20 protein-coding genes are annotated in these 25,102 nt (G+C 73.1%); 11 read left to right on the top strand and 9 right to left on the bottom strand.

Going from position 1 to position 25,102, the window contains the following annotated elements; genetic code table 11:
• Positions 1-197 precede the first annotated feature (197 nt).
• From J2S22_RS02590 to J2S22_RS02565, 6 genes are all read right to left on the bottom strand, one after another.
• Positions 198-1,061, bottom strand: a complete 864-nt coding sequence (locus tag J2S22_RS02590; RefSeq protein WP_272780258.1) for an energy transducer TonB family protein — start codon at positions 1,059-1,061, stop codon at positions 198-200.
• Positions 1,058-1,513, bottom strand: a complete 456-nt coding sequence (gene exbD, locus J2S22_RS02585; RefSeq protein WP_272780257.1) for a TonB system transport protein ExbD — start codon at positions 1,511-1,513, stop codon at positions 1,058-1,060. Before exbD ends, J2S22_RS02590 begins: the two co-directional genes overlap by 4 nt.
• Before the next feature lie 3 nt (positions 1,514-1,516).
• The gene (gene exbB, locus J2S22_RS02580; protein WP_307155784.1) at positions 1,517-2,536 is read right to left on the bottom strand and encodes a tonB-system energizer ExbB; all 1,020 of its coding nucleotides are present in this window, start codon (positions 2,534-2,536) and stop codon (positions 1,517-1,519) included.
• A gap of 58 nt (positions 2,537-2,594) precedes the next feature.
• Positions 2,595-6,062: a TonB-dependent receptor domain-containing protein gene (locus tag J2S22_RS02575; protein ID WP_272780255.1), complete on the bottom strand. Its 3,468-nt coding sequence runs from the start codon at positions 6,060-6,062 to the stop codon at positions 2,595-2,597.
• A gap of 231 nt (positions 6,063-6,293) precedes the next feature.
• A complete protein-coding gene (locus tag J2S22_RS02570) occupies positions 6,294-7,277 on the bottom strand; it encodes a FecR family protein (RefSeq protein ID WP_272780254.1) in 984 nt (327 codons plus the stop codon).
• A gap of 61 nt (positions 7,278-7,338) precedes the next feature.
• Positions 7,339-7,884, bottom strand: a complete 546-nt coding sequence (locus J2S22_RS02565) for an RNA polymerase sigma factor (protein WP_272780253.1) — start codon at positions 7,882-7,884, stop codon at positions 7,339-7,341.
• Positions 7,885-8,490: 606 nt separating this feature from the next.
• Between J2S22_RS02565 and J2S22_RS02560 the strand changes: the two genes are divergently transcribed.
• From J2S22_RS02560 to J2S22_RS02530, 7 genes are all read left to right on the top strand, one after another.
• Positions 8,491-9,417 carry a helix-turn-helix transcriptional regulator gene (locus J2S22_RS02560; RefSeq protein WP_272780252.1) on the top strand — a complete coding sequence of 309 codons (927 nt, stop codon included), beginning with the start codon at positions 8,491-8,493 and terminating at the stop codon, positions 9,415-9,417.
• A 101-nt stretch (positions 9,418-9,518) separates the two neighbouring features.
• Positions 9,519-10,745, top strand: coding sequence for an MFS transporter (locus J2S22_RS02555; RefSeq protein ID WP_272780251.1), 1,227 nt, complete (start codon positions 9,519-9,521; stop codon positions 10,743-10,745).
• 88 nt (positions 10,746-10,833) lie between these two features.
• Positions 10,834-12,936, top strand: a complete 2,103-nt coding sequence (locus J2S22_RS02550; RefSeq protein WP_272780250.1) for a TonB-dependent receptor — start codon at positions 10,834-10,836, stop codon at positions 12,934-12,936.
• Between the two features lie 11 nt (positions 12,937-12,947).
• On the top strand, positions 12,948-13,964 hold the full coding sequence (locus tag J2S22_RS02545) for a methyltransferase (RefSeq protein ID WP_272840562.1): 1,017 nt from the start codon (positions 12,948-12,950) through the stop codon (positions 13,962-13,964).
• Positions 13,965-14,193: 229 nt separating this feature from the next.
• Entirely contained in the window at positions 14,194-14,721 is a 528-nt protein-coding gene (locus J2S22_RS02540) for a hypothetical protein (protein WP_272780482.1), read from the top strand.
• Positions 14,722-14,735: 14 nt separating this feature from the next.
• Positions 14,736-15,341: a hypothetical protein gene (locus tag J2S22_RS02535; RefSeq protein ID WP_272780481.1), complete on the top strand. Its 606-nt coding sequence runs from the start codon at positions 14,736-14,738 to the stop codon at positions 15,339-15,341.
• Entirely contained in the window at positions 15,338-15,967 is a 630-nt protein-coding gene (locus J2S22_RS02530) for a hypothetical protein (RefSeq protein ID WP_272780480.1), read from the top strand. Before J2S22_RS02535 ends, J2S22_RS02530 begins: the two co-directional genes overlap by 4 nt.
• 178 nt (positions 15,968-16,145) lie before the next feature.
• Here J2S22_RS02530 and J2S22_RS02525 read toward each other — a convergent pair whose 3' ends face one another.
• From J2S22_RS02525 to J2S22_RS02515, 3 genes are read right to left on the bottom strand one after another with little or no spacing between them, the layout of a single operon-like run.
• Complete coding sequence (locus J2S22_RS02525; RefSeq protein WP_272780479.1) at positions 16,146-16,916, bottom strand: ABC transporter ATP-binding protein; 771 nt, start codon at positions 16,914-16,916, stop codon at positions 16,146-16,148.
• Positions 16,913-18,013, bottom strand: a complete 1,101-nt coding sequence (locus J2S22_RS02520; RefSeq protein ID WP_272780478.1) for a FecCD family ABC transporter permease — start codon at positions 18,011-18,013, stop codon at positions 16,913-16,915. Before J2S22_RS02520 ends, J2S22_RS02525 begins: the two co-directional genes overlap by 4 nt.
• Positions 18,010-19,110: an ABC transporter substrate-binding protein gene (locus J2S22_RS02515; protein WP_272780477.1), complete on the bottom strand. Its 1,101-nt coding sequence runs from the start codon at positions 19,108-19,110 to the stop codon at positions 18,010-18,012. Before J2S22_RS02515 ends, J2S22_RS02520 begins: the two co-directional genes overlap by 4 nt.
• A 384-nt stretch (positions 19,111-19,494) precedes the next feature.
• On the opposite strand from J2S22_RS02515, the gene J2S22_RS02510 reads away from it, so the two are divergent.
• From J2S22_RS02510 to J2S22_RS02495, 4 genes are all read left to right on the top strand, one after another.
• Positions 19,495-21,648, top strand: coding sequence for a TonB-dependent receptor (locus J2S22_RS02510; protein ID WP_272780476.1), 2,154 nt, complete (start codon positions 19,495-19,497; stop codon positions 21,646-21,648).
• A gap of 81 nt (positions 21,649-21,729) precedes the next feature.
• Positions 21,730-22,539 carry a nucleotide-binding protein gene (locus J2S22_RS02505; RefSeq protein ID WP_272780475.1) on the top strand — a complete coding sequence of 270 codons (810 nt, stop codon included), beginning with the start codon at positions 21,730-21,732 and terminating at the stop codon, positions 22,537-22,539.
• On the top strand, positions 22,536-23,864 hold the full coding sequence (locus J2S22_RS02500; protein WP_272780474.1) for a nitrogenase component 1: 1,329 nt from the start codon (positions 22,536-22,538) through the stop codon (positions 23,862-23,864). Before J2S22_RS02505 ends, J2S22_RS02500 begins: the two co-directional genes overlap by 4 nt.
• A gap of 7 nt (positions 23,865-23,871) precedes the next feature.
• Positions 23,872-25,077 carry a nitrogenase component 1 gene (locus J2S22_RS02495; protein WP_272780473.1) on the top strand — a complete coding sequence of 402 codons (1,206 nt, stop codon included), beginning with the start codon at positions 23,872-23,874 and terminating at the stop codon, positions 25,075-25,077.
• Positions 25,078-25,102 lie beyond the last annotated feature (25 nt).

Below are 25,102 nucleotides of genomic sequence, written 5' to 3'. Positions count from 1 at the left end.
GGCGCGACAGGATCGCGGTGCAGCCTGACCAGTGGCCGAGCTCGTGCCGTGCGGTCCGAGGCGCGGCATCGCCCGCCTGGTCGCCGGGCTCGGCACCGAGCGGCGGCTCGCCGCCATCGACGACATCGAGGACGACGACGTGGCCAAGCCGGTCGTGCGGCGGCCCGGCCTCCCGCGCGCGCAGTCTCGGCGGCCCGCTACCGGTCGAACCGCACCGGGACGGCGAGCGAGATGGTCCGGCCGGCGATCTCGGCCGGCGGCGGCGGCACCGGGCTGACGCGGCGGGCGAGCGCCACCGCCTCCTGGTCGAGCGCCGGATCGCCGGCGCTGCGCACCAGGCGGGCCGAGAGGACCCGGCCCGCGCGGTCGATCGTGAACGCCACCATGGCGGTGCCGTGGCCGCCGCCGGGCGGAAAGCGCTTGTGGCGGTTGAGCAGCGCCGTCAGCAGGCCGCGCCAGGTGGACGGCGCGACCGAGGACGACGTGCCGGCGGTCGGCGCCGCATTGGTGCTCGCGCGCCGCAGGTTCGCGGCCTGCGGCGCCGCGGTGGTGGGCGCGGCGAGCGCGGCGCGGGTGCGGGGCCTGTCGCGCGTCTTTCTCTTCCTTTTCGGCTCGGGCTTCTCGCGGAGGTCCTTCGGCGGATCCGGGTCCGCCTCCCGCTTCGCCTCCGCGGGCAGCACGGCGGCCGCGTTCGGCTTCTCCGGCACGGGCGGCAGCTCGACCTCGGTCTTCACGATCGGGACGGGCTCGGGCTCCGGCTCCGGCTCCTCCGTCTCGACCGGGTCGTCCTCGCGCTGCGACGGCGCGGCGGCCTGCGACGCCACCATGGTGGGCCCCAGCGCGACCTCCTGCTGCGGCGCGTCCGGCGCGACCGCCAGCGGCGAGAGCTCGATCATCACGGCGGCGGGCGGCTCGGCCGCCGCCACGGTCTCGCGCGGCCACTGCAGCGCGGTGCCCACGGCGGCGCCGTGCAGGCCGGCGACGCACGCGGTCGCGAGCGCCCAGCGCCGCAGCAGGCGTCCCGGCGGCTCGCGGTCCGCGTGGTGGATCGGCGCCCTCACGGCGCGGGGACCGGCGGCGGCGCGGCGGCGGGCGCCGCCTCGAGACCGACCAGTCCGATCTTCAGATAGCCGGCGTCGCGCAGGAGGTTCATCACCGCCATCAGGTCGCCGTAGTCGACCGTCTTGTCGGCCCGGACGAACACCCGCTCCTCGACGTCGCCGTCGGTCTTCCCGTCCAGCGCCGCCTTCAGGTTCTCGCGCGGCACCGTGTCGTTGCCGAGTGCCAGCGAGAGATCGCCCTTCACGGTGAGGAACACCGGCTCGCGCGGCCGCGGCTGCGGCGCCGCGTTCGAGGCCGGCAGATCGACCGCCACATCGACGGTGGAGAGCGGCGCCGCCACCATGAAGATGATCAGCAGCACCAGCATCACGTCGATGAACGGCGTGACGTTGATCTCGTGGGTCTCGACGAGGTGGCCGTCGTCGGGCGCGGGTCGCAGGCTGCCGGCCATGGCTCACTCCGCCGCCCGCGGCAGCCGCGAGGCCCTGGGTCGCGGCGGGCAGCGGCGGACGTCGAGCGCGCGGCTGACCAGGCGCTCGATCGCCGCCGACGCGTCGCCGAGCAGGAGACGGTAGCCGGCCGTGGAGCGGGCGAACATGTTGTAGACGATCACGGCCGGGATCGCGGCGACGAGGCCGAGCGCGGTGGCGAGCAGCGCCTCGGCGATGCCGGGCGCCACCACGGCGAGGTTGGTGGTCTGCGACCGGCTGATGCCGATGAAGGCGTTCATGATCCCCCACACGGTGCCGAACAGCCCGACGAACGGCGCCGTCGCCCCGATCGTCGCGAGCAGGCCGGTGCCGATGGTGATGCGCCGGCCGGCCGCCGCCTCGACCCGCGACAGCCGCGACGCGACACGCTCCTTCACGCCGTCGCCGTCGATGTGGTCGAGCAGCGGCTCGGAGACCCGCATCTCGTCGGCCGCCTCGCGCACCAGCACGGCGACGGTGCCGTCGTCGCTCTCGAACGCCGCCGCCGCCGCGGCGAGATCGCCGGCGGACAGCACCCGTGACAGCCCGCGGCGCACGCGGCGTCGCGCCCGGAACAGCTCGATCGTCTTGGCGAGCCAGACGGTCCAGGTGGCGAAGGAGGCGAGCGCGAGGCCGGTCATCACGGCCTGGACGATGCGGTCCGCCGCCTGGAACATCCCCCACGGCGACAGGTCGTGCGGCAGCGTCCCGGTGCGTCCCGGCGCCGGAGCCGGGGGCGCGGGTGCCGCCGGCGCCGGAGCCGCGCCGGTGGCGGGAGACGCCGGTTCCGCGGCCGCCGGCGGGCCGGCCGCGTCCGCCGCGGGCCGGTCCGCCGGTGCGGGCTCGGTGACGACCGTCGGCGGCGGCGACGGCGCCGGGACCACCCCGCCGCCGTCCGGCGTCTGCGCCGTCACGGGCCCCGTCAACGTCGCCACCAGAACCGCCACCCCGACGGCCCGCCCGGCACGCCGGGCGAATGCCGGCCTCGCGCCGCGTGACTGCATCGCTCGTCTCCTTCCACGGCGGCCCGCCGGCCGCAGCCGGCGCCCGGCCGTCATGCGGTCAGAACCGGTAGTTGACGCCGAGCTTGGCGGTGGCGATGTCCACCTCGCTGAGGAGACGCCGGCCGTCCGTCTGCGAATAGGTCACCGGATAGCCCCAGTTGTTCGTCGTCATCACGCCGGCGCGGGCGTTCGGGAACGTCATCTCGGTCTCGCCGAAATGCGCGAGCAGAACCTCGGCATTCACCGACCAGTGGCCGCCGACCTTGTAGTCCAGGCCGGCGCCGAGCACCCAGCCGACGCGGGTCGCCGCGGCCGACTCGGTGAACGCGGCCGCGGTCTGGGTCGCCGAAGTGGAGGTCACGGCGTACTGGGTGCGCTCCTCGGTGTGCCGCATGAACGCCGCGCCGCCGGTGGCGTAGGCCATCAGCCGGTCGTTGACGGCGTATCCCAGCCGGGCCCGGACCGTGGACAGCCAGTCGATCTCGCTCACCCGCACCGCCTCGAACTGTCGCGTCCGGTAGAGATTCTGCGAGTAGGGTCCGGTCGCGCCTTCGCGGGCGTAATCGACCTCCGAGGCGCCGATCTCCGGCTTGGCGAGATCGACCTCGAGGCCGGCGACGATGCGGTTGGCGAACTGATGATCCCAGCCGGCCTGGATGCCGAACAGCGCCCCCTTCGGGCTCGAATCCGGCGTCTCGGCGGCCGTGTGGCCGGTCGTCGTGCCGGCCAGCGTCGTCATGCTCCCGCCCAGGCTGGCGAAGGCGTAGCCGCCGTGCACGCCGACATGGAGGCCGCTCCAGGACCCGGGCGCCTCGGCGATCCGGAACGGCTGCAGGAACGCCGCCGACGTCGGGGCCTCGGTGCCGCCGAACTTGCCGGTCAGGCCGACCCGCACCGTGCGGCCGGGGCCGGGCTGCTGCACCAGGCTCAGCGGATCGACGTAATAACGATCGAGGACGTTCTCGGCGCTGGCCCAGGCGGTGATCTCGGGCGTCAGCTTGTACTCGGCGAAGACGTCGACCAGCCAGTACGGATCCCAGTCGATCAGCGCGATGAGGGTCGAGAGGCCCGACACCGGCGTGCCGTGCCCGGCCGCGCGCGGCCCCGTGTAGGAGGCCCGGCCGCCGACCGTCAGGGTGTCGTCCAGGAACTTCTGCGAGACCGTCAGGCTCGCCGAGTATTCCGGCGGAACCTGGTTGGTGGCGTAATCGGCCGACAGCGTGCTGTTGCCGCAGGTGTTCGCGGTGGGGCAGAACTCCACGTCGAGATAGTAGTTCGCCGCCAGCTCGGCCGTGAAGCCGCGATACTCGTAGCGGCCCTGGAGCTCCAGGCCGGAGAACTTCGCGCGGTCGATGTTGAAGATCTGCAGCGCCGTCGAGGTGCCGCCCCAGGAATTGGTGTAGGTGCCGTACTGGCGCGCGACGTAGTTCTTGATGTCCCAGTCGAACCAGCCGAGCTTGGCCATCGCCTTGTCGCCGGCCGCGAGCACGTCCTGTCGGAGGACGTTGACTCCCGCCTCCCAGTTGCTGGCGCGCTCTGGCTCGATGTTGGCGTTCACCAGCAGCGTGTAGGCCGACACGGTCTCGATCAGGCTCGGCATTCGCAACGCGTTGGAGTAGTTCACGTAGAGCTGCGTGCCCTTCCACGGCTCCACCGTGACGCCGACCGACGGGCTGTAGCCGCCGGCGTCGCGCGACGGCTCCGGGTTCTTCTGATACGAGCTGGTCGGGTTGCCGAGATCGTTCGACCAGAAGTGCGTGTAGCGCAGGCCGCCGTTGAGGGTCAGCCAGTCGAGCGGCTTGTAGGCGAGCTTGCCGAAGCCGGCGACCTCGGTGCGGTTGCCGTTGCGCGACGGAATGTTGTTGAGCTGGTCGCTGGCGACCGTCGGGCTGGTCGACTCGCGCAGATAGGTGGTGCCGGCGGTGACGTCGAGGGAGCCGAACCGGTCGAGGTCCAGGTGCGATCTGTTGGTGACGTCGCCGCCCCACATGCGGGTGTCGTTGCCGGTGCGGTACCCGTAGGGAAGCCCGAGGTCCTCCGGCTTCGTGTTGATCGTCGCCCGCGGCGAGTTCCGCAGCTGCAGCTTGGTCGTCCACAGATTGGCCCGGAGATCGACGAGGCCGTTCTCGTACGGGGTCCAGCGGTAGCGCACCGTGCCGGTGTCGACCGTCGTGCCGGAGGTCTGCACCTGCTGCACGACCTGGCTGCGATCGGTGGCGAACAGCGAGGCGAGAAGGTCGCCGGCCTCGCTGCGGAAGCCGTTGTAGCCGACCTGCACGCTGTGGCCACCGTCGAATCGCGCCGTCGCCTTGGCGATCAGGGACTGCGTCTCGAGCTGGGTGTTCAGCACCTCCTCGCCGGCCCGGTAGCTCGACAGGCCGCCGTTCTTGTACACATGGGCGTAGGAGATGGGGCTGCCGATCGGGTAGCAGAAGCCGCTCGAATAGCAGAGCGGCTGCGGCCCGGTGTCGATCACCTGCGCGCCGGGTCCGTTCTTGCCGGCGAAATAGTTGCCCTGCTTGCGCACCGCGTAACCCCACAGCACGTCGTAGTCGGCCTGCTTGATCGCCGCGACGGTGCTGAAGGAGCCGCTGGTCGGAACCAGCGCTCCCGGCCGGTCGAGGCCGGAGGCCGAGGCGGTCGGCACCGGATAGGGCTGCGGATCGCTGACATAGGGCTGCGGCCACGAATAGCCGCCGAGATCGCCGGGCGTCGGCGTCGTGGTGTTGGTGCCGAAGCCGCTCTTCACCCACACGCCCCAGGTGTCGCCCGGCTTGACGACGTCGGCGGCGCTCAGCGTCCGCATCGCCACGGTGCCGGCGATGCCGCGCGAGCCGGCGTCGGAGCCCTTGGTGATCTCGACGCCGGCGAGCAGATCGGGATCCACGAAGGTGCGGTTGGAGATGCCCTGGTACCCCTGATAGACGGTCAGGCCGTTCTCGGCGCCGTCGATCGTCACGGCGACGCGGCCCATGCCCTGCATGCCGCGGACGTTCACGTCGATCGAGCCGGCGCCGTTCCTCGCCTCGCCCGACATCACGCCGGGCGTGCCGCGGAAGATGTCGGCCGGGCTGGAGCCGCGGAAGCGGTCGATGGTCTCCTGCGAGATGTAGGCGACCGGCGCCGCGGTCTGATACGGCGCCTCCGCCGGTGCGACGCGTCCGCCCGAGACCGTGACGGTATCGAGCTCGATGGCGTCCTCCGGCATCGATCCGACCGCCACGGACGGCCCGCCGATCGTGACGGCGTTCGGACCGGTGAACCGCGCCGAAAGGCCGGTGCCGGCCAGCACGGCCGACAGCGCCGCGCCGGACGTCATGGTGCCGCGCGCGCCGGCCGTCGTCTTGCCGCGGGCGAGCCCGGCGTCGAACAGGATCTGCAGGCCGGTCTGGGTGGCGAGGCGGTTCAGGGCCGGCGTCAGCGCGCCGGCCGGCACGGAGACGGTGCGCGTCGCGGACTGCGTCGCCGGAGCGGTCTGGGCCGCCGCCTGCAGCACCGGTTGCGCGGCGAGCATGGTGGTCGCCATCAGCAGAAGACGAACGCGGATCGCTCGCGGTCCCGTGCTCCTCGCCTCGCCGTTCGTCATCATGCCACCCCTCACCCGTTCGGCGGCTGCGGTGCCGCTCTGCCGCGGCACGTTCGGCCGCTCGATGAGGTGACGAACGGAATTTCCGGTTTGGGACTCGGCCGGCGAAAAATCACGACGATGCGTCGCCGCGTGTCCCGATCGGCGCGGTCGACCAGCCGTGCGGGCCGGTCAGCCGCGCAGGACGACGAGCAGGCCGATCCGGGTGACGATCAGGCCGAGGGAGTCGCGCAGCAGCGCGAGCGCGGCGTCGGTGTCGGTGACCGTGAAGGTGCCGCTGACCCGCCGCGACGCGAGGCCCGCGCCGGCGATCACGATGCGGCCCGGGAAGTGGCGGCCGATCTCGGCGACCACCTCGGAAAGCACCGCATTGTCGACGACGAGCTGGCCGCGTCGCCAGGCCAGCACCGCCTCGGGGTCGGCCGCCCGCACGTCGCGCACCGCGCCGTCGGGGCCGTAGACGGCCTGCTGGCCCTCGCCGAGCCGCACGGCCGCGGCGCCGGCGGGCGCGGTACCGGCGGGCGCGCCCTCGCCCGGGGTGATCGAGACCGCGTGCTCGACCACCGTGACATCGGTCGTCTCCTCGCCCAGCCTCACGTCGAAGGCGGTGCCGAGCGCCGTGGTGCGGCCGCCCTGCGCCTCGACCACGAAGGGACGTGCCGGATCCGCCACGACCCGGAAGAACGCCTGGCCGCGCAGCAGCACCACGGTCCGGGTGTCGCCCGTGAACCGAAAGGCGACCGCCGAGGAGGCGTTGAGCTGGACGGTCGAGCCGTCCGCGAGCGTCGTCTCGGGCATCTCGCCGCTGCCCGACAGGACGTCGGCCCGCAGCCGCATCGGCCCGTCGAGCAGCACGAAGGCGCCGCCTCCGACCGCCGCGGCGAGCAGCAGCGCCGACACGGTCCGGCCGACCGGCCGCCGCGGCGCCACCGAGAAGTCCCGCAGGGTGGAGTCGCCGAGGATCGCCTGCCGCGCCTCGCCCATCAGCCGCTCGGCCGTCTCGTAGGCGACGCGGTTCTGCGGATCGCGCGCCAGCCACGTCTCGAAGCGCCGCCGATCCTCCGCCGTCTGCGCCTCGTCGCGGTTCTTCAGCACCCAGCCGGCCGCCTCGTCGTGGCGCCGTCGCCGCGCGCGGGCGGATTGCTTCGCCGTCATCGCCATTCCTGTCGCTCGTCGTCCTACCTTGGAGACGATCGAAGCTGCCGGTTCGGGACTCTCACTCTGTCCGGAGCAGGCGATCGAGGCAATGCGCCAGCGCGCGGCGCAGGTGGCGGTCGACCATGTTGCGGGAGATGTTCAGCTTTCTCGCGATCGCGTCGGGCTCCAGCCGGTGCAGGCGATGCAGGATGAAGACGGCGCGGCGCCGCGCCGGGAGCTCGGCGATGGCCTCGCGCAGGACCGCGAGCCGCGCCTCGACGTCGAGCGCGTGATCGGGCGCGAAAGCCTCGGAGGGCGCCGCCAGCGCCTCGGCCTCGGTCCCGGAGAACAGCCGCTCCTCGAAGCGGGCGCGCCGCAGCCGATCGATCCCGAGATTGACGGCGGCGCGGCACAGGAAGGCGCACAGCGAGCGCTTGCCGCGCAGCACCTCTGGCTGCTCGGCGAGCTTCAGGTAGAGATCGTGGACGATGTCGGAGGCGGTGCCGTGCGAATGGCCGCGCCGCTGCACCGCGGCCCGAATCTCCGCGTAGTGCTGCGCGATCGCGCGGTTCAGCAGGTCTTCGCTGTCCAGGGACAGATATTGCGTCACGTCTTTGCCCAGCATCGCCGGCGCGCATTTAATTGTCGGGAAGCCCGGAGTGCAACACCGGTGGTCTTGATCGAGGCCGAAGACGAGCTTGTATCTGTTCGAAACCATCTTCGTATACGAGCCGAATCAGGATCCTGCCTCTCGCGCTTCGACGCGTTCTAATTTTTCGGCCGAACGCCGATCGCGCGGTCGCGGCCCGTCGGTTCCGATCGGGACCATGACGGCCGACCCGTAGCTTCGACGACGCCGCAGCTCCCCATGACGGGCGGGCCCAGAGCCCCTCTGTCTCTCGGCCTCCAATCCCGTCACGGCAAACCCGCCGCGCTCCTGCTCCGATGGATCGAGCCGCAGCCCGCGCGCCCCGAGCGGCATCGTCCTGCCGGCGCGGACGCCGCTCTCCTCTTCGGCAGCGAGCACCGGCGACGTCCCGGCGCGATGCGTGGCCGCGCGATGGAATACGTCTATGGAGGCGCTCGGCCGGTGTCGGTCGCCCGCCTCGCCTGCTAGCCTCCTCGCGCGCCGGCGACCGCCGGACGTGCCCGAGAGATCCGGAGCCAGATGGTGCCGCGGCCCGCGCCACATCCGCATCGTCCGATCGCATCCGCGCCGGCGGACGACGCGGTGCGGGTCGATCGTGCGGTGCTGGACCGGTGCCTGCCCCAGCAGGGCGGCTGGCGCGACAACACGCTGGCGCTGGCGACGGGGCGGATCGGATTCCGGACCGGACGCATCGGCCACGGCATCGTGGCGACGGCGAGCGAGATGCACAGCCGCGCCGGCTACCGGTCGCGGATCGAGCACGACGCGGACGTCGCCATCCTGACCTTCGGGCTCGCCGGCACGACGCGCTTCGGCTTCGGCGCCGCGCCCACGCACGACGTCCAGCCGGGCGACGTCTGGCTGTTTCGTGCCCGCACCGCCGAGGTGGAGCGCTGGACGCCCGGGCAGCCGCGCGCCGCCATGGTGGCGATCAAGTTCGACGCGGCCCGCCTCGGCGACACGCTCGACGACACGCCGCACGACGTCCGCGCGGGGACGGCCCGTGCCGGGACCGGGGCGGTCCGGCTCGGCCGCATCGCCGGCGATCCGGCGCTGCACGCGGTGCTCGCCAATCCGCTGCGCTCGGGGCTCGACCGGCTGATGGCGGAGAGCGCGTCCCTCGCGCTGCTGGCCGAGTGGCTCGCCGCGCCGGCGGGCGCGACCGCGCCGTCCCGGCTGGCGCCGGAGGAGCGGCGCGGCCTCGCCCGCGTCGTCGATCTGCTGATGGCCGACCTCTGCCACCCGCCGTCGCTCGACCGGCTCGCCGTCGAGGCGGGCATGAGCCATCCGCGGCTCAACCGCTGCTTCCGCAAGGCCTACGGCACCACGGTGTTCGACTGGCTGCGCGAGCGTCGCCTCGACCAGGCGAGCCGGCTGCTCCGGGCGGACGACCGCAGCGTCACCGAGATCGCCTATGCCTGCGGCTTCAGCAGCCCGAGCCACTTCGCCGCGGCGTTCCGCCAGCGCCACGGCGTCAGCCCGGTGGCGTTCCGCCGCCGGCCCGGCTGAGCGTTCGTCCGCTGCTCGCATGCGTTCGCGGGATGACGGCGCGCCGCGGCCACCGCCCTAGCCTTCCCGATCCCTCGCCCTGCCCGGATCCGGACCGTCCGATGCCCCCTTCGATCGTCTCCCCTGCGCCCCCGCACGACCCCGTGGCCGCCGCGCCCACGGCCGTTCGCCTTCTGCTCGCCGGCCTCGTCGCCAACGCGATGGGGCACGCCTTCGTGCTGATCGTGCTGCCGGTGCTCGGCCGCGAGATGGGGTTCGGCGACATCCGCACCGGGCTCCTGCTCAGCCTCGCGGCCGTGGTGCTCACCGTCGCCGGGCCGGTGTGGGGCCAGGCCAGCGAGCGTCTGGGACGGCGGCGGGTGCTGCTGCTCGGGCTGTCGGCGGCCGCCGCCTTTCCCGCGGCCCTCGCGGCGGTCGTCGAGGCGCGGCTCGACGGGATGCTCGACGCGGTGACGGCGTTCGCCCTGCTGCTCGCGGCACGGCTCGCGCTGTCCGCCGTGGCCGGCGGCGTGATGCCGGCCGCCCAGGCCTTCCTGGCCGACGCGACGACGGCGGAACGGCGCGCCGGCGGCATGGGGCTGATGGGCGCCGCCTTCGGGGTCGGCACCATCGCCGGGGCGGCGCTCGCCTTCGGGGCGGGCGGCGCCCGTCCGGCCATGGCGCTGTGGCTGCTCGCCGGCCTGGTCGCCGCCGCGGCCCTGCTGGTCGGCCGCGGACTGCGGGACATCCGCCCCGCCGGAGCGGCGGTCGGTCGCGGAACGGCGGCCCTTCGGTGGCGGGCGATCGCGCCGTTCCTGCTGATCACGACCTGCGGCCTCTCGGTGTACAGCCTGCTGCAGCAGGTGACGGCGCTGCGCCTGCAGGACGCGTTCGGGATGTCGCCGGCGGAGTCGATCCGCACCAGCGGTGCCGCCATGATGATCACGATGGCGGCGATGATCGTCGTGCAGGGCCTGATCGTGCGCCGGCTCGGCTGGCCGCCCGCCCGCCTGCTCCGCCTCGGCGCCGTCGTCGCCGCGCTCGCCATGCTGGTCGCGGCGCTCGCCCCCGCCGTCCCGGTCCTGATCGCCGGCATGGTCGGGCTCGGCGCCGGCTTCGGGCTGCTGCTGCCCGGCAACCTGGCCGCGCTGAGCCTGCGGGCCGGCCCGGCCGCGCAGGGCAAGGCCGCCGGCGTCAACGCGGTCGCCCAGGGGATCGGCATGGCGATCGGTCCGCTCGCCGGCGCGGCCCTGCATCAGGCGGCGCCGGCGGCGCCGTGGTGGGCGAGCCTCGCGGTGCTGCTGATCGCGGTCGGGCTGGCCTTCCGCCGCCGCACGTTCGCCGATTGACGATTCCCGTTCGCGGTTTTGGCGCCGGCTCCGGCCGGCGCCGCTATCCCGGGACGTCTCCGCCGAGGATCGCTCCGAGGATCGTCCGATGTCCCACCGCCCGATCAGATCCGCCCTCCTGCTCACCCCCTCGCTGCTCGCCCTCGCCGGCGCGGCCCACGCCCAGACCGCCGACGAGGCCGCGTCGGCCACCGCCGGCGTGGTCACGCTGGAGGCGATCGAGGTCGAGGCGCGCCAGTGGCGCGAGGATCTCGCCAAGGTGCCGGGCAGCGTCGAGGTGCTGTCGCGCGAGACGCTCGCCGATCCGCTGTGGAGCACGCTCGGGGCGATCCCGAAGGTCTCGCCCAACGTCCAGGTCGAGCAGTCGTCGGTGCAGTCGCGGGTGGTGATCCGCGGCATCACCAGCGCCAACACGGCCCTGCAGGACCCGGTCGGCTACCTCGTCAACGACGTGGTCCTGCCCTACGGCGCCTCGCAGGCGCCGCAGATCTTCGACCTCGAGCAGATGGAGATCGCCAAGGGTCCGCAGGGCAGCCTCTACGGCCGCAACACCGAGGCCGGCGCCATCAAGGTGACGACCACGGATCCGGACTGGGTGCCGACCGCCTGGACCCGGCTCGACGGCAGCGTGCGCAACGGCGGCACCCACTGGTCCCCCGCCCTGGTCGCGGCGGCGCGGGCCTCCGGGCCGGTGTGGGACCAGATCGCCGCCGGCTCGGTGGCGGTGCGGGCCGAGACCACCGACGGCGTCTACCGCAATCTCTACGACGGCGCCGACACGGGCGGCGAGGTGCGGCGCTGGACCGTGTCCTCCGGCGTCGTCGTCCGCGCCGGCCCCGATACCGACATCACGCTGAAGAGCGTGGTCGAGCGCAACGACCAGGGCAAGCAGCGGATGCGCTATCTCACCGGCCGCTGGGCGACGCCGGCCTTCACCACCAACTACGACACGCCCGCCTGGGACGACGCCACAACGGCCGTGCAGTCGCTGCGCATCGACCACCGCTTCGGCGGCGTCGATCTGGTCAGCGTCACGGGATGGACGCATTACGACCGCGACTTCCAGATGGACCTCGACACCGGCCCGCTGGCGACGCTGCCGACCCTGCTGTCGCACACCGACGACGCCTGGTCGCAGGAGATCCGCCTCGCCTCCGCCGACAAGACCGCGACGGTGCGGTGGCTCGCCGGGCTGCACGGCTTCCGCGACCTCGCCGAGATCGACTATCGGGCCGGCACGCCACGGGTGCGGCGCCTGACCGAGATCGACCAGACCGGCTTCGCCGGCTTCGGCCAGGTCGAGGTGGCGCTGACCGACCGGCTGCGGGCCGGCGCCGGGAGCCGGGTGGAATGGATCCGGCAGGACGGCGACCAGCAGTTCGGCTCGACGACCACGAGCCTGGTCTACGGCGCGCGCCTCGAGCAGACGACGCTGCTGCCGCGCTTCACCCTCGCCTACGACGTCACGCCCGAGGCCATGCTGTACGGCTCCTATGCGCGCGGCTACCTGCCGGGCGGCTTCAACTACGCCATGGCCACCAGCGCCGCCACCTTCGCCTACGACCCCGAATACTCCTGGACGGCCGAGGCCGGCGTGAAGGCGAGGCTGCTCGACGGCCGGCTCGCCGCCCGGCTGGCGCTGTTCCACACCACCACGAAGGACAAGCAGATCATCGATCTGGTCCCGGGCGGCGCCCAGACCATCGCCAACGCCGCGCGGGCCGAGATCCAGGGCGTCGAGCTGAGCCTCGACGGCCGTCTGAGCGAGCGCTGGCGCGCCTATGCGACGCTCGGCCTGCAGCACGCCGAGGCGACCGACTACGTGGCGAACGTGCTCCGCAACGGCGTTCTGGTGACCGTGGATCTGTCCGGCAATCGCCTGCCGATGGCGGCGGACGTCACCTGGTCGGCCGGGCTGCGCTACGACGAGGGCCAGGGCTGGTTCGGCCAGCTCGGGCTGCGCGGATCCGGACCGTTCTGGTTCGACAGCCAGAACACCATCGAGCAGTCGGCCTTCACGCTCGTCGATGCCGAGATCGGCCGCCGCGTCGGCAGCGTCGAGGTCTCGCTGTTCGCCGCCAACATCCTCGGCGAGAGCGTCTACAGCCGCGCGGTGTCCACCACGGCCGGCATCGTCGTCGAGGACGGCAATCCGCGCGAGATCGGCCTGCGGGTCAAGGCGACGTGGTGAGGGAGGCGAGCGTGCACACCATCGTGGACGATCCGGAGGGCCGCGCCGTGGCGGCCGCCCTGTTCGACCTCGTCCAGGCGCCGATCCGCTGGCAGATCGTGTCCGCCGGGCTCGCGCTCGGCCTGTTCGACCGGCTCGGCGGCGACGCGACGCCGGCCGAGCCCGTCGCCGAGGCGCTGGGGCTCGCGCCCCGCGCCACCCGGCTCGTGCTCGACGCGCTCTGCGCCATGCGGCTGGTGGAGAAGCACCAGGATCGCTACCGGCTCGCCGCTGCCGCGGCGCCCTATCTGCGCAGCGACGGGCCCCGGTCCCTCGGGCCGCTGCTGACCAGTCTCGCGGCGCTGCGCCACGGCGACGTCGCCGCGCTGCTGCGCGGCGACGCGCCGGGGCCGGCGCTCGACATGGCCGATCCGGCGTTCTGGGATCGCTCGGCCGCGAGCCTGCGGTCGTTCCACCGGGCGATGGGCGCGGACGCGACCGTCGCGATGCTGGAGGACCTGCCGGAGTGGCCGGCGGTGCGCCGCCTGCTCGATCTCGGCGCCGGGTCCGAGGTCCTGGCGACGACGATCGCGGCGCGCCGGCCGGACGTGTCCGTCGCGGTGCTCGACCTGCCGCAGCCGGCCGCCCGGATCGCGGCCGCCGTGGCGGCGACACCGCAGCGCGACCGCGTCGACGTGATTCCCGGCGACTTCAACACCGTCGACCTCGGCGGCGGCTACGACCTGATCGTCGCCTCGATGACGCTCTACTACGCGGCCGACCTCGTCGCGGTGTTGGCCCGCGCCCGCGCCGCGCTGCGCCCGGGCGGCGTTCTCGTCAGCGTCCACGAGGGGCTGACCGACGCGCGGACGGCGCCGGAGGAGCACGTCGTCGGCCGGCTCGTCCCGGTGCTGCGCGGCCGCGACCTGTCGTTCGACGCCGGCGCCATCGCGGACGCGATGCGCGACGCCGGCTTCGCCCGCGTCGCGCGCGCCGTCGTCGCCACGCCGTTCGGGACCATGGAGAAGACGATCGGCCGATCCGCCTGATCGCGGCGACGAGACGGTGAGCGGAACCGGATCGCCTCGCCGAACGCGCCCAGGATCGCCGTGGTCCCGACCGCGCCGGTCGGACTCTCCGGCTATTCCAGACTCCGGCAAGACGGCTGCCGGGCCATGGAGTTACGCCGAACGCCCGCGGCCGTCGCGGTCGGGCCATCTTGATGCGTCCGGGGCGCCTCTGCATAGTCGCCCCGCCCTTCGACGAACACAGATCAGCATGACCTCAGCCATCGAGACGCCCCCCACGCTCACCGTGGAGGGAGAGGAAGATCTCGTCGCGATCCGCTTCGACGCGGTCGCCGCGTATCACGGCCAGGCCGCGCTCGCCATGCTGGCGGTGACGTTCCAGGCGCTGCGCGTGATGCTGCCGGCGCTCTCGCCGCAGCGTCCGCCGCGACGCGCCGATCTGTCGGTGCTCAGCGGCCATCCCGGCCCCGGCGTGCGCGACGCCTTCGAGTTCGTCACCCGGGCGGTGACGCGCGGCGCCTACACGGTCGACCGCACGCTCCCCGAGGCGCGGCTCTGCCCCGGCCTCGACGTCTCCTACTCCTGGCGCGTGTCGATGGACGGCCGCACGGTCGGCGCGGCGCTGCGGGCCGGCGTGCTGCCGGACCGGTTCTTCGACCTGGTCGCGCGCGGCGCCGGCAAGAACGATGCGGAGCGGTCCGAGTTCTCGGCCCTGAAGCGGCGCATCGCCGGCGACGTGCTGGCGGCCGCGCCCGACACGCTGTTCGAGCGGCTGTGATCCGGCGCCACGCGATGAAGACCATCCTTCGCTTCTCCTGCGGCCACCGGGTCTCGTCGGCCGCCTGGGCCGGGCGCCTCGCCGGGCTCGACTGCACGGTCCGCGACGTCGATCTCTACGCGCTCGACGCCGCGCTGCGCGACGACGCGGCGGCGCTGCTGATCGGCATGCACATGGACCAGCGCTTCCTGCAGGCGAACGCAGCCCTGCTGAACGACTACGTCGCGGCGGGCGGCCGCGTCGCGATCAGCGGCCATGTCGCCCACCCGTTTCTGGACGGACTGACGCCGGTGCGGCCGCTCGACGGCGGCGGCATCGCCGATCTCACGGTCGCCCGCGCCGTGGCGCATCCGATCTGGGAGGGGGTCGCGCTCGAGGATCTCACCTTCCGGCGCGGCGTCGCCGGCTTCTACGGGCACGCCTGGCACGCGCCGCCGGAGGGCGCCACCGTGATCCACACGCTCGGGCCGGCGCGGCGGCCGCTCGATTTCATCTGGCGGCTCGGCCGCGGCGCGGTGCTGTTCCACGGCGGCAACGATCTGTGGAGCTTCGGCGGCGACGACACCACGCGGCGCCTGCTGCCGCAGCTCGTCGCCTGGCTCACGGAGGACCGATCATGACCGTGGCGGTGCTCGACGGCGGCACCTTCTATCATCACGAGACGATCTTCGGGGACCGGTTCCGCGACCGCTTCGACCGCGTGATCTACGCCCCCGCCCTCACGGCGAGCGATCTCACGGACGTGACGCTGCTGATCGTGCCGGACCGGCTGAACCCCGACCTGCTGCGCCGTCACCGGCCGCTGCTGACCGACGTTCTCGCCCGCGGCCGGACCCTGGTGGTGCTCGGCGAATGCGAGGCGGAGACCTGGGCGCCGGGCGTGCGAAGCGCGCCGCGGCCGACCAATTTCTGGTGGTGGCTCGATCCCGCCGAGACGCCGCCGCACCGGTTCGTCGCGCCGGAGCACGAGATGTTCCGCCACGTCGCGCCGGAGTCGACGGTGTGGCACATCCACGGCGTGCTGTTCCCGCCGGACGGCGCGGTGCCGCTCGTCACCGTGCCGGAGGACCGCGACGGCCGCGATCCCGGTGGCGCCCTCCTCTACGACGACCGCGTCACCACGCCGGGCCGGCTGATCGTCTCGACCCTCGACCCGTTCTATCACCACGGCAGCCGCTTCATGCCGGCGACGACGCGCTTCCTCGACGGTTTCCTGACCTGGACCCGCGCGCTCGCGCGATCCTGACGGCCGGAGCTCCGCCGTCGTCGCCGGGCTCGACCCGGCGACCCATCTCTCTGCGAGAGAACGCTTCTGACGAAGGTGATGGATGCGCGGGTCGAGCCCGCGCATGACGCTCCTGTGCGTGGCACGCGATGCATGCATGCCCTGGCGCGGAAGCGCGGATGAGGAGTGCGCGTCGAATTCACCGAAAAGCAGGCAAGGCCGCTCCGTCCCCGCCGAGGCGATGCACCGGCACGGTCGCCTCGATCGTCTCGCCGTCGGCCGCGACCGTGACGCGGCGGACCGGCACGCCGTAGAGCCGGGCGAGATTCGCCTCGTCGAGCGTCGCCGACGCCGGGCCGAACACCGGCGCGCCGGCCATCATCAGCACCGTGTCGGCGACGGCGAGCGCGTGGTCCGGATGATGAGTCGTGAACACGATCGTCATGCCGTCGCGGGCGAGGCGGCGGATCAGCCGCAGCACGACGCCCTGGTTGGCGAGATCGAGCGCCGAGGCGGGCTCGTCGAGCAGCAGCACCCGGCAGTCGCCGGCGAGCGCGCGGGCGAACAGCACGAGCTGGCGCTGCCCGCCGCTCAGCCGGTCGTAGCGGCGCTCGGCGAGGTCGGCGAGGCCGACCGCGGCGAGGCAGTCCTCGGCGCGGGCGAGATCGCCCCGCCCCGGCGCGCCGAAGCGGCCGAGATACCGGCTGCGGCCGAGCAGCACCATGTCGATCACCCGGTAGGCGACGTCGGCGCGCAGCGCCTGCGGCACCACCCCGACGGCGCCGTCGGTCTCGATCCGCCCTTCCTTCAAGGCCAGCGTCGCCCCCATCGCGCGCAGGAGCGTGGTCTTGCCGCAGCCGTTCGGCCCGAGGATCGCCGTCACCTCGCCTTCGCCGACCGCGAAGGAGAGATCGCGGAACAGCCAGTGCTCCGGCCGGAAGCCGTGGCCGGCGCGCTCGATCCGGATCATGCCCCCTGCCCCTTCGCGTGGCGGCGCAGCAGCCAGGCGAACACCGGCGTGCCGACGATCGCCGTGACGATGCCGACCGGGATCTCGGCCGCCGTGAGATCGCGCGCGAGCGTGTCGGCCGCCATCAGGAAGGCAGCGCCCGTCACGGCCGAGACCGGCAGCAGCCGGCGGTGATCGGCGCCGACCACCATGCGGGCGAGATTGGGGATGACGAGGCCGACCCAGCCGATCGCGCCGGAGACCGCCACCTGGGCCGAGATCGCGAGGCAGGCGGCGGCGAGCAGGATCACCCGGTCGCGGCCCGGATCGACGCCGAGCGAGCGCGCCTCCTCGTCGCCGAGCGACAGCACGTTGACGCGCCAGCGCATCGCCAGCATCAGGCCGCCGCCGAACGCCGTGCAGGCGGCGAGCAGCGCGAGATTGGGCCAGCTCGCCGCTGCGAAGCTGCCGAGCAGCCAGAACACGATGCCGGGCAGCTTCACCTCGGGATCGGCGATGAAGGTGACGAAGCCGACCAGCGCGCCGCAGAAGGCGCCGACCACGACGCCGGCGAGCACCAGGGTGAGCACCGGCGAGACGCCGTCGCCGCGATGGACGGCGAGCACCGCGGCGAGCGCCAGCGCGGCCCCCGCGAAGGCGCCGACATGGACCGGCAGGCCGAAGCCGAACAGCAGGATGGCGACGACGCCGCCGAGCGAGGCGCCGGAGGCCGCGCCGATGGTCTGCGGGCCGACCAGCGGGTTGCGGAACATGCCCTGCAGCACGGCGCCGGAGAGTGCCAGCCCCGCCCCGGCGACGCCGGCCGTCAGCACCCGCGGCAGCCGCACCGTGGTGATCACGATCCGCTCGGTCGGGGTCCAGCCGACGGTGCTCCAGCCGGCCGGGATCCAGTCGCCCGGCACCAGCCCGAGACGCCCGACGAGATCGTGCAGCAGGATGCCGAACACATGCGCGGTCGAAACCTGATAACGTCCGGCCGACAGGCACAGCAGCGCCGTCGCGACCGGCAGCAGCGCGAGCGCGGCGACCGCGAGGGTCGCGGCCGCGGGACGGCCGCTGCGGCCCGGGCGGGCGCCGGCGGTGTCGAGCGCGCTCATCGGGCGGTCACGAGGCGGGCATAGCCGGCCGAGCCGCCGTTCTGCCCGGCATACAGGATGCCGTCGATCTCGGCGTCGGCGAGCGCGTGGCCGTAGAGGAAGGCGTACCAGTCGCGCATGTCGGCGCGCAGGTCGATGCCGACGCGGCCGGGATGCAGGAGGCCGGCGAGCCAGGTCCAGGCGAGCGCCGATTCGTGGCTCGGCGGGTCCCAGCGATAGCCGCCGAGCGGCACCCGGTAGACGCGCCGCGTCTTGACGGCGGCGACGTCCTGCAGGCGCGGATCGCCATAGAGATCGGCCGGCATCGCGGTGTCGAAATTGCCGAGCAGGATCACGTCCGGGTTCCACACCAGCACCTGCTCCAGCGTCACGGTGCGGCTGCCGCCGACCTCGGCGGCGGCGTTGCGGCCGCCCGCCGTCCTGATCACGAACTCCGAATAGGAGTCGCGCCCGGCGACGGCGAACGAATCGGACGCGCGCGTCAGATGGAGGACGCGCGGGCGCTCCGATTCGGCGAGACCGGCGAGCGCGGCGGCGAGCGCCTCCCGGCGCTCACGCTGACGATCGACGATGGCGGCGGCGCGCGCCTCCTGGCCGGCGAGCCGCCCCATCATCAGGATGGCGCCGGCGACCTCGTCCTGGCCGCCGTAGCGCAGCCCCAGCACGGTGAGGCCGGCGCGGTCCAGCATGGCGATCGGCTCGTCGCCGGAGGTCGCCCACTGCAGCACGGCGTCGGGATGCAGCGCCATCACGGCCTCGACATTGGGGATCACGCCGGCGCCGCGGGTGATGCCGGTCGGGATGCGCGCGAAGGCCGGGAAGATGCGGCCGAGGATGCCGGACCGCATGGCGCTCGCCGAGGCGGGGTTCATGCCGGCCACATGCGCGGCCGAGCGGTCGATCGCCATGTAGGTGGACGGCGCCGGCATCGGCAGGAAGACGACGCGCTGCGCCGGCGTGGCGACCGCGACGGTGCGGCCGCGCTGGTCGGTGATGTCCGCCGCGGCGCTCGGCCCGGCCGCGGCGACGAGCGCGGCGGCGACGATCGCGGCGGCGCCCGCGCGCCGGCCGTCCGCTCCGAATGCTGTCCCGATCACGCTGTCGTCCCGATCACGGCTTCGTCCTGATCACGTCGTCGCTCCGCGCGTCGGCGGCGGCCGCCGAGGGCGCGGCCGCGACGCTCGCCCACCTTTAGGTCCGCCGGCGCTCCGCATCAAGCGACACTTCTTTGGATCTGGAACAGTTATACTCTGATGCTCTGCCAGACTTCGAACGATTCAAATGTAACGACTCTATAATCATTCCGAACGGAAGCATCGATTGTTGACATTTATTTACCGCGGCGCTGAATCCGCGTCCGTGTTCGTATCGAATACATAAGAAATACAATCAACGGTAACAGAGGCTGGACGATGACCATTCGCGCTTGCGCACCCCTGGCGCACCCCCGTGCTCCGCATTCGCCGACGGTCGCCCGCCTGATGGCCGGTCTGTCGGCCTCGGCGCTGGCGATCGGATGGCTGTCGGGCGGCAGCGCGCTCGCCCAGACCGCGGTCCAGCAGCTGCCCACCGTCGAGGTGGAGGGCGAGGGTCAGTCCCCGGCGGTCGGGCCGATCGGCGGCAAGATGCCGGCGCCGAAGACGCTGCACCAGCCGACCCAGAGCATCACGGTGATCGACCGCAAGGAGATCGAGACCACCAACCCGACCAGCCTGCTCGACATCCTGCAGGACGTGCCCGGCGTGTCGATCGCACGCGCCGGCGGCATCGGCGGCCAGATCTATCTGCGCGGCTTCTCGTCCAACAACTGGCGCTCGCCCATGTATGTGGACGGCGACCGCTTCCGCGGGCGCAACACGCTGCAGCTCAACTATTTCGCGCCGGAGGAGCTGGAGCGCGTCGAGGTGATTCGCGGGCCCGCCTCGGTGATCTACGGCTCGGAGGCGATGACCGGCCTCGTCAACGTGATCACGCGGCGTCCGCCGGTCGATCCGTTCGGACCGTGGCGCATCACCCATGGCGGCTTCTCGGCCGGCTTCTCCTCGGTCGACAAGGGCTTCAGCACCTACGAGTGGGCGCAGGCGGCCGGCCAGGGCTTCGACGTGCTCGGCGGCGTGAGCTATCGCAAGGGCGGCAACTACGACACGCCGTCGGGCCCGGCGCTGAACAGCGACTACGAGAGCGTCGGCGGCAATCTGCGGGTCGGCTGGTCGCCCACCCGCAACCAGCGCTTCGAGCTGGCGCTGCGGTCCTACTGGGAGGAGGACGGCCGCGCCGGCGGCGTCGGCGGCGCCCCCGGCTGGCCCACCCGGACCGTGCGCCAGCAGCCCAACCAGGTGCAGATGGCGAAGCTCTCCTATGCGGGCGACTTCACCGACCAGCTCGTCCAGCACGTCGAGGCGTCGTTCTACGCCAACTATTACGACACCAAGCTCGCCACCGTGAGCACGTCGTCGACCACCATCACCCAGCAGGTCAGCCACGTCTCGGGGCCGCTGGTGATCGGCGGCCGCGCCCAGGGCGTGATCCCGTGGGAGCCCGGCCCGTGGGGCCTGCTGAAGACCACGTTCGGGGTCGACGGCTTCCAGGAGTGGCGGCCGGGCAGCACGGCGTGGTCGTCGACGACGCGCCTCTCCACCGGCGTGGTGACCTACTCGCCGGAGACCCAGTCCGGCCCCGACTCCACCCAGGCCAATGCCGGCGCCTTCATGCTGCACGAGTGGACGCCGCTGAACCTGCTCACGCTGTCGGCCGGCGGCCGCTTCGACTGGTTCAACACGACCTCCGAGCTGTATCCGTTGTCGAGCACCATCAAGCCCGCGGCCGTCGCCGCGCTGCGGGCCAACAGCGACGTCACCGAGACGGCCCCCACCGGGAGCATCGGGGCCACCATCCACGTGACGCCGATCCTCGACCTGCTCGCCACGGTCGGCACCTCGTACCGCTATCCGACCAATTCCGAGCTGTTCGCGATCTCGTCGACCTCGATCCCCAATCCCGAGCTGAAGCCCGAGGAAGGCGTCACCTGGGAGGGCGGGTTCCGGCTGAACTTCGCCAATGCCACGTTCAAGGCCACGGCGTTCGAAAGCCGCTACCGGAACTTCCTGCAGAGCGTCTACGTCACCTACGACGGCTCGACCTTCACCCAGACCCAGAACGTCGCCAACGCCACCGTGCAGGGTGTCGAGGCGGAGTGGCGCTGGCAGGTGACGCCGGCGTTCAATCTCTCCGGCAACGTCGCGCAGCTGCGGGCGACCAACACCGACACCGACGCGCCGCTGCCCTACATCGCGCCGTGGAAGGGCCGCGTCGCCGTGCAGTACGCCCCGCCCGGCGCCGGCTACTCGGTGATGGCGGCGGTGGACTGGGCGGCGGCGAAGACCCGCATCGACGCGTCGCAGGAGTATCCGACCGGGGCCTACGCGGTGCCGAGCCTCTACGCCTCGTTCGACCTCGGCCGGCTGATCTCGCGCGACCTCGGCGACACCAAGCTGCATCTCGGCCTGCAGAACATCTTCGACACCTCGTATGTCAGCGCCTCGACCTATGCGACGCGCAGCTACGCCGAGTCGATGTACAACCCGCTGCTCGAGCCCGGCCGCAACTTCACGGCCCGGCTCGTGCACTCGTTCTGACGTCCGGCCCGACGCCGTTCTCGCCCCGCTGTCGCCCCCCGGCGGGGCGAGGCGGCGTCGGTGCCGTCGCGAGGATCGCGAATGAAGAAGATCGCCATCTACGGCAAGGGCGGCATCGGCAAGTCGACCACCGTCTCCAATCTCTCGGCCGCGCTCGCCCGGCGCGGCCTCAGGGTCGTGCAGATCGGCTGCGACCCGAAGGCCGATTCGACCAAGGGCCTCACCGGCGGCCGGCAGATCACCTCGGTGCTGGAGGTGCTGCGGGCGAAGAAGACCGGCTCGACGCTGGACGACCTCGTCGTCGAAGGCGACCTCGGCGTGCTGTGCGTCGAGGCGGGCGGGCCGACGCCCGGCATCGGCTGCGCCGGCCGCGGCATCATCGCGGCGTTCGACCGGCTGGAGGAGCTCGACGCCTGGGGCCGGCTCGCCCCCGACGTGGTGCTGTTCGACGTACTGGGCGACGTCGTCTGCGGCGGCTTCGCCATGCCGATGCGCAAGGGCTACGCCGACGAGGTGGCGATCGTCTCGTCCGGCGAGATGATGGCGCTCTACGCCGCCCACAACATCGCGAGCGCGCTCGCCAATTTCGCCACCCGCGGCTATGCGCGGCTCGCCGGCATCATCCAGAACTCGCGCAACGTCCCGGACGAGGACGACCTCGTCCGCCGCGCCGCCGCCGAGCTGAACACCGCGGTGATCGGCATCATCCCGCGCTGCGAGCTGGTGCAGAAGGCCGAGGACCAGGGCCGCACCGTGGTGGCCTGCTTTCCCGACTCGGCGCAGGCCGGCGTCTATCTCGCACTCTCCCGCCTGCTGGTGCCCGACGCCGCGACCGAGGTCGCGCATGCCGGCGCGGCACCGGCGACGCCGCCCCTGGCGGCCGCGTCATGAGCGGCGCGGAGAGGCTCGGCGCCGCGCACGGCCGCGTGCGCATCGGCGATATCGGCCCCGACGCCGGACAGCTGTTCGACGAGGGCGCCGGCTGCCTGCACTACTGCGCGCCGACCCATGGCGGCTGGGGCGTGCTGCGCACCGCGCTGCTGGTGCCGGAGCTGTACGTGCTGTTCGTCTGCCCGGCGGCGTGCGGCCGGCACGGCGCCATCGCGGCCTTCGAGCAGGGCCTCAAGCACCGCGTCGGCTATCTGTGCATCGAGGACGAGGAGATCGTCCTCGGCAGCTACGAGGACGAGATCCGCAGGACCGTGCCGCTGCTGATGGAGCGCCTCGCGCCGCGGCCGAAGGCGGTGATGATCGTGGTGTCGTGCATCGACGACCTGCTCGGCACCGACTACGCCCCGATGGTCGCCGACTTCGAGGCGGAGCACGGCATCCCGTTCCGCATCGGCCGGATGAACCCGATCACCATGGGCAGCGGCCTGCCGCCGCAGCGGCGCGTGCAGCGCGACATGTACGACCTCCTCGCGCCGGCCCCGGCGCGCGACGGCAGCATCGGCCTGATCGGGCCGTTCCGCCCGCTCGCCCCGGAGAGCGAGCTGCACGGCATGCTGGCGCGCGCCGGGCTCGGCCCGATCCGCCACGTCGCCGACTGTGCCACCTTCGCGGACTTCCAGGCCATGGCGGCGGCGCGCCTGAACCTGGTGACGCGCCCCGAGGGGCTCGCCGCGGCGGAGCACCTCGAGAAGACGCTCGGCACGCCCTTCGTGGTGGCGCCGGTGGCGTTCAGCGCGGAGACGATCGCGGCCCGCTGGGACGCGATCGCCGCCGCGCTCGGCGTGCCGCTCGACGCCGCGCCGGGCCGCGACGCCGCGGACCGGGCGGCGGCCCGGGCCCATGCGGCCGTCGGCGCACGCACCCTCGCGATCGACGGCACCGCCACCTGCAGCCCGTTCGACCTCGCCCGCGCCCTGATCGAGCGCGGCTTCGCCGTGGTCGAGGTCGTCGCCCATCAGCTCCCCGCCCACGAGCGGCCGGCCTTCGCGTGGCTGGCGGCGCACGCGCCCGATCTCGTCGTCTCCTCGCCGATCCATCCGGCGCGCAGCTGGTCGCGGCCCGACCGGCCCACCGCCGACATCGCGATCGGCTTCTCGGCCGGCTATCTCACGGCCGCGCCCGTGACGGTGCCGATCAGCTTCGACGAGGGCCTGTACGGGTGTCACGGCCTCGCCACCGTGCTGGACGCGCTCGCCGCGTCGGCCTCGGCGGCGCGGCCCGACACGCTGGAGGACATGGTCCGGGCCTACGGCCTGGTGGTGTGAGGGCGCGATGAGCTTTTTGCTGACCCGGCTGCCGCCCTTCGCGGCCGACTATTCGGGCGTCGCCTCGGCCCTGCACGATCTCGGCGGCCTCGTCGTGATCCACGACGCCTCCGGCTGCACCGGCAGCTACACGGGCTACGACGAGCCGCGCTGGTTCGCCGGCCGGGCGAGCGTGTTCTGCTCCGGCCTGCGCGAGCTCGACGCCATCATGGGCAACGACCAGAAGCTGCTCGACAACATCCTCCGCACCACGCGGGAGCGCGACTACGGCTTCGTCGCCGTGGTGGCGAGCCCGGTGCCGATGCTGGTCGGCTTCGACGTCGACGGCTTCGCCAGCCTGGTCGAGCACGAGACCGGCCTGCCGGCGCTCGGCTTCGCCACCACGGGCTTCGGGCTCTACGACAGGGGACTCTCGGCGGCGTTCCTGGCGGTGGCGAAGCGCTTCGTCGCCGAACCCGAGGCGCCGCCCGCCGGCGCCAGCCTTCTCGGCGCCTCGCCGCTCGACGACATCGGCCCGCCGACGCTCGAAACGCTTCGCCGCGTGCTCGACCGCGCCGGCCTGCCGCTCGTCTCGGTGTGGGGACAGGAGTCCGGGCTCGCCGCCATCGAAGGCGCCGCCGGCGCCGCCGTCAACCTGGTGGTCGCCGCCTCCGCGCTGCCGCTCGCCCGCTTCATGAAGCGCCGCTGGGGCATCCCGTTCGTGACCGGCCTGCCGCTCGACGCGGACGGCGAGGCCGGGCTCGCGGCGGCGCTCGCGGCCGCGGCGTCCGGCGATCGATCGCCGGCGGAGCGCACGCCGGCGCGCGGTACCGGACCGGCCGGCGGCGCCGATCACCGGACCGTCGTGCTGATCGGCGAGCAGATCCGCATGACCGCGCTGCGCGCCGCGCTTCGCCGGCGGCAGGACGGGTCGACGATCCGGGTCGCCTCGTTCTTCGCCTGGGACGAAAGTCTGGCGGAGCCCGGCGACTGCCGCCTCGCCGACGAGGATCGTGCGGCGGGCTGGCTCGCCTCCGCGGACGCCGACCTCGTCGCCGGCGACCCTCTGCTCGCCGCCCTCCTGCCCGACCCGGCGCGCGCACGCTTCGTCGCGCTGCCGCACCGGGCCGTGTCGGCGCGGCTCGACCACCCGGCCGGCGGCCGGTGCATGGCCGATCCCGTCGGCGCGGTCCGCGCGGCCCTGGACGACATGCCGGGCCGGACCGGCCGTTGACGTCTCGTCCGTGCCGGCCGCCGCC

The sequence above is a fragment of the Rhodoplanes tepidamans genome (assembly GCF_030813915.1).
Classification (GTDB): domain Bacteria; phylum Pseudomonadota; class Alphaproteobacteria; order Rhizobiales; family Xanthobacteraceae; genus Rhodoplanes; species Rhodoplanes tepidamans.
The sequence above is the reverse complement of the archived record's forward strand: the minus strand, read 5'-3'. Positions and strand labels throughout refer to the sequence as shown.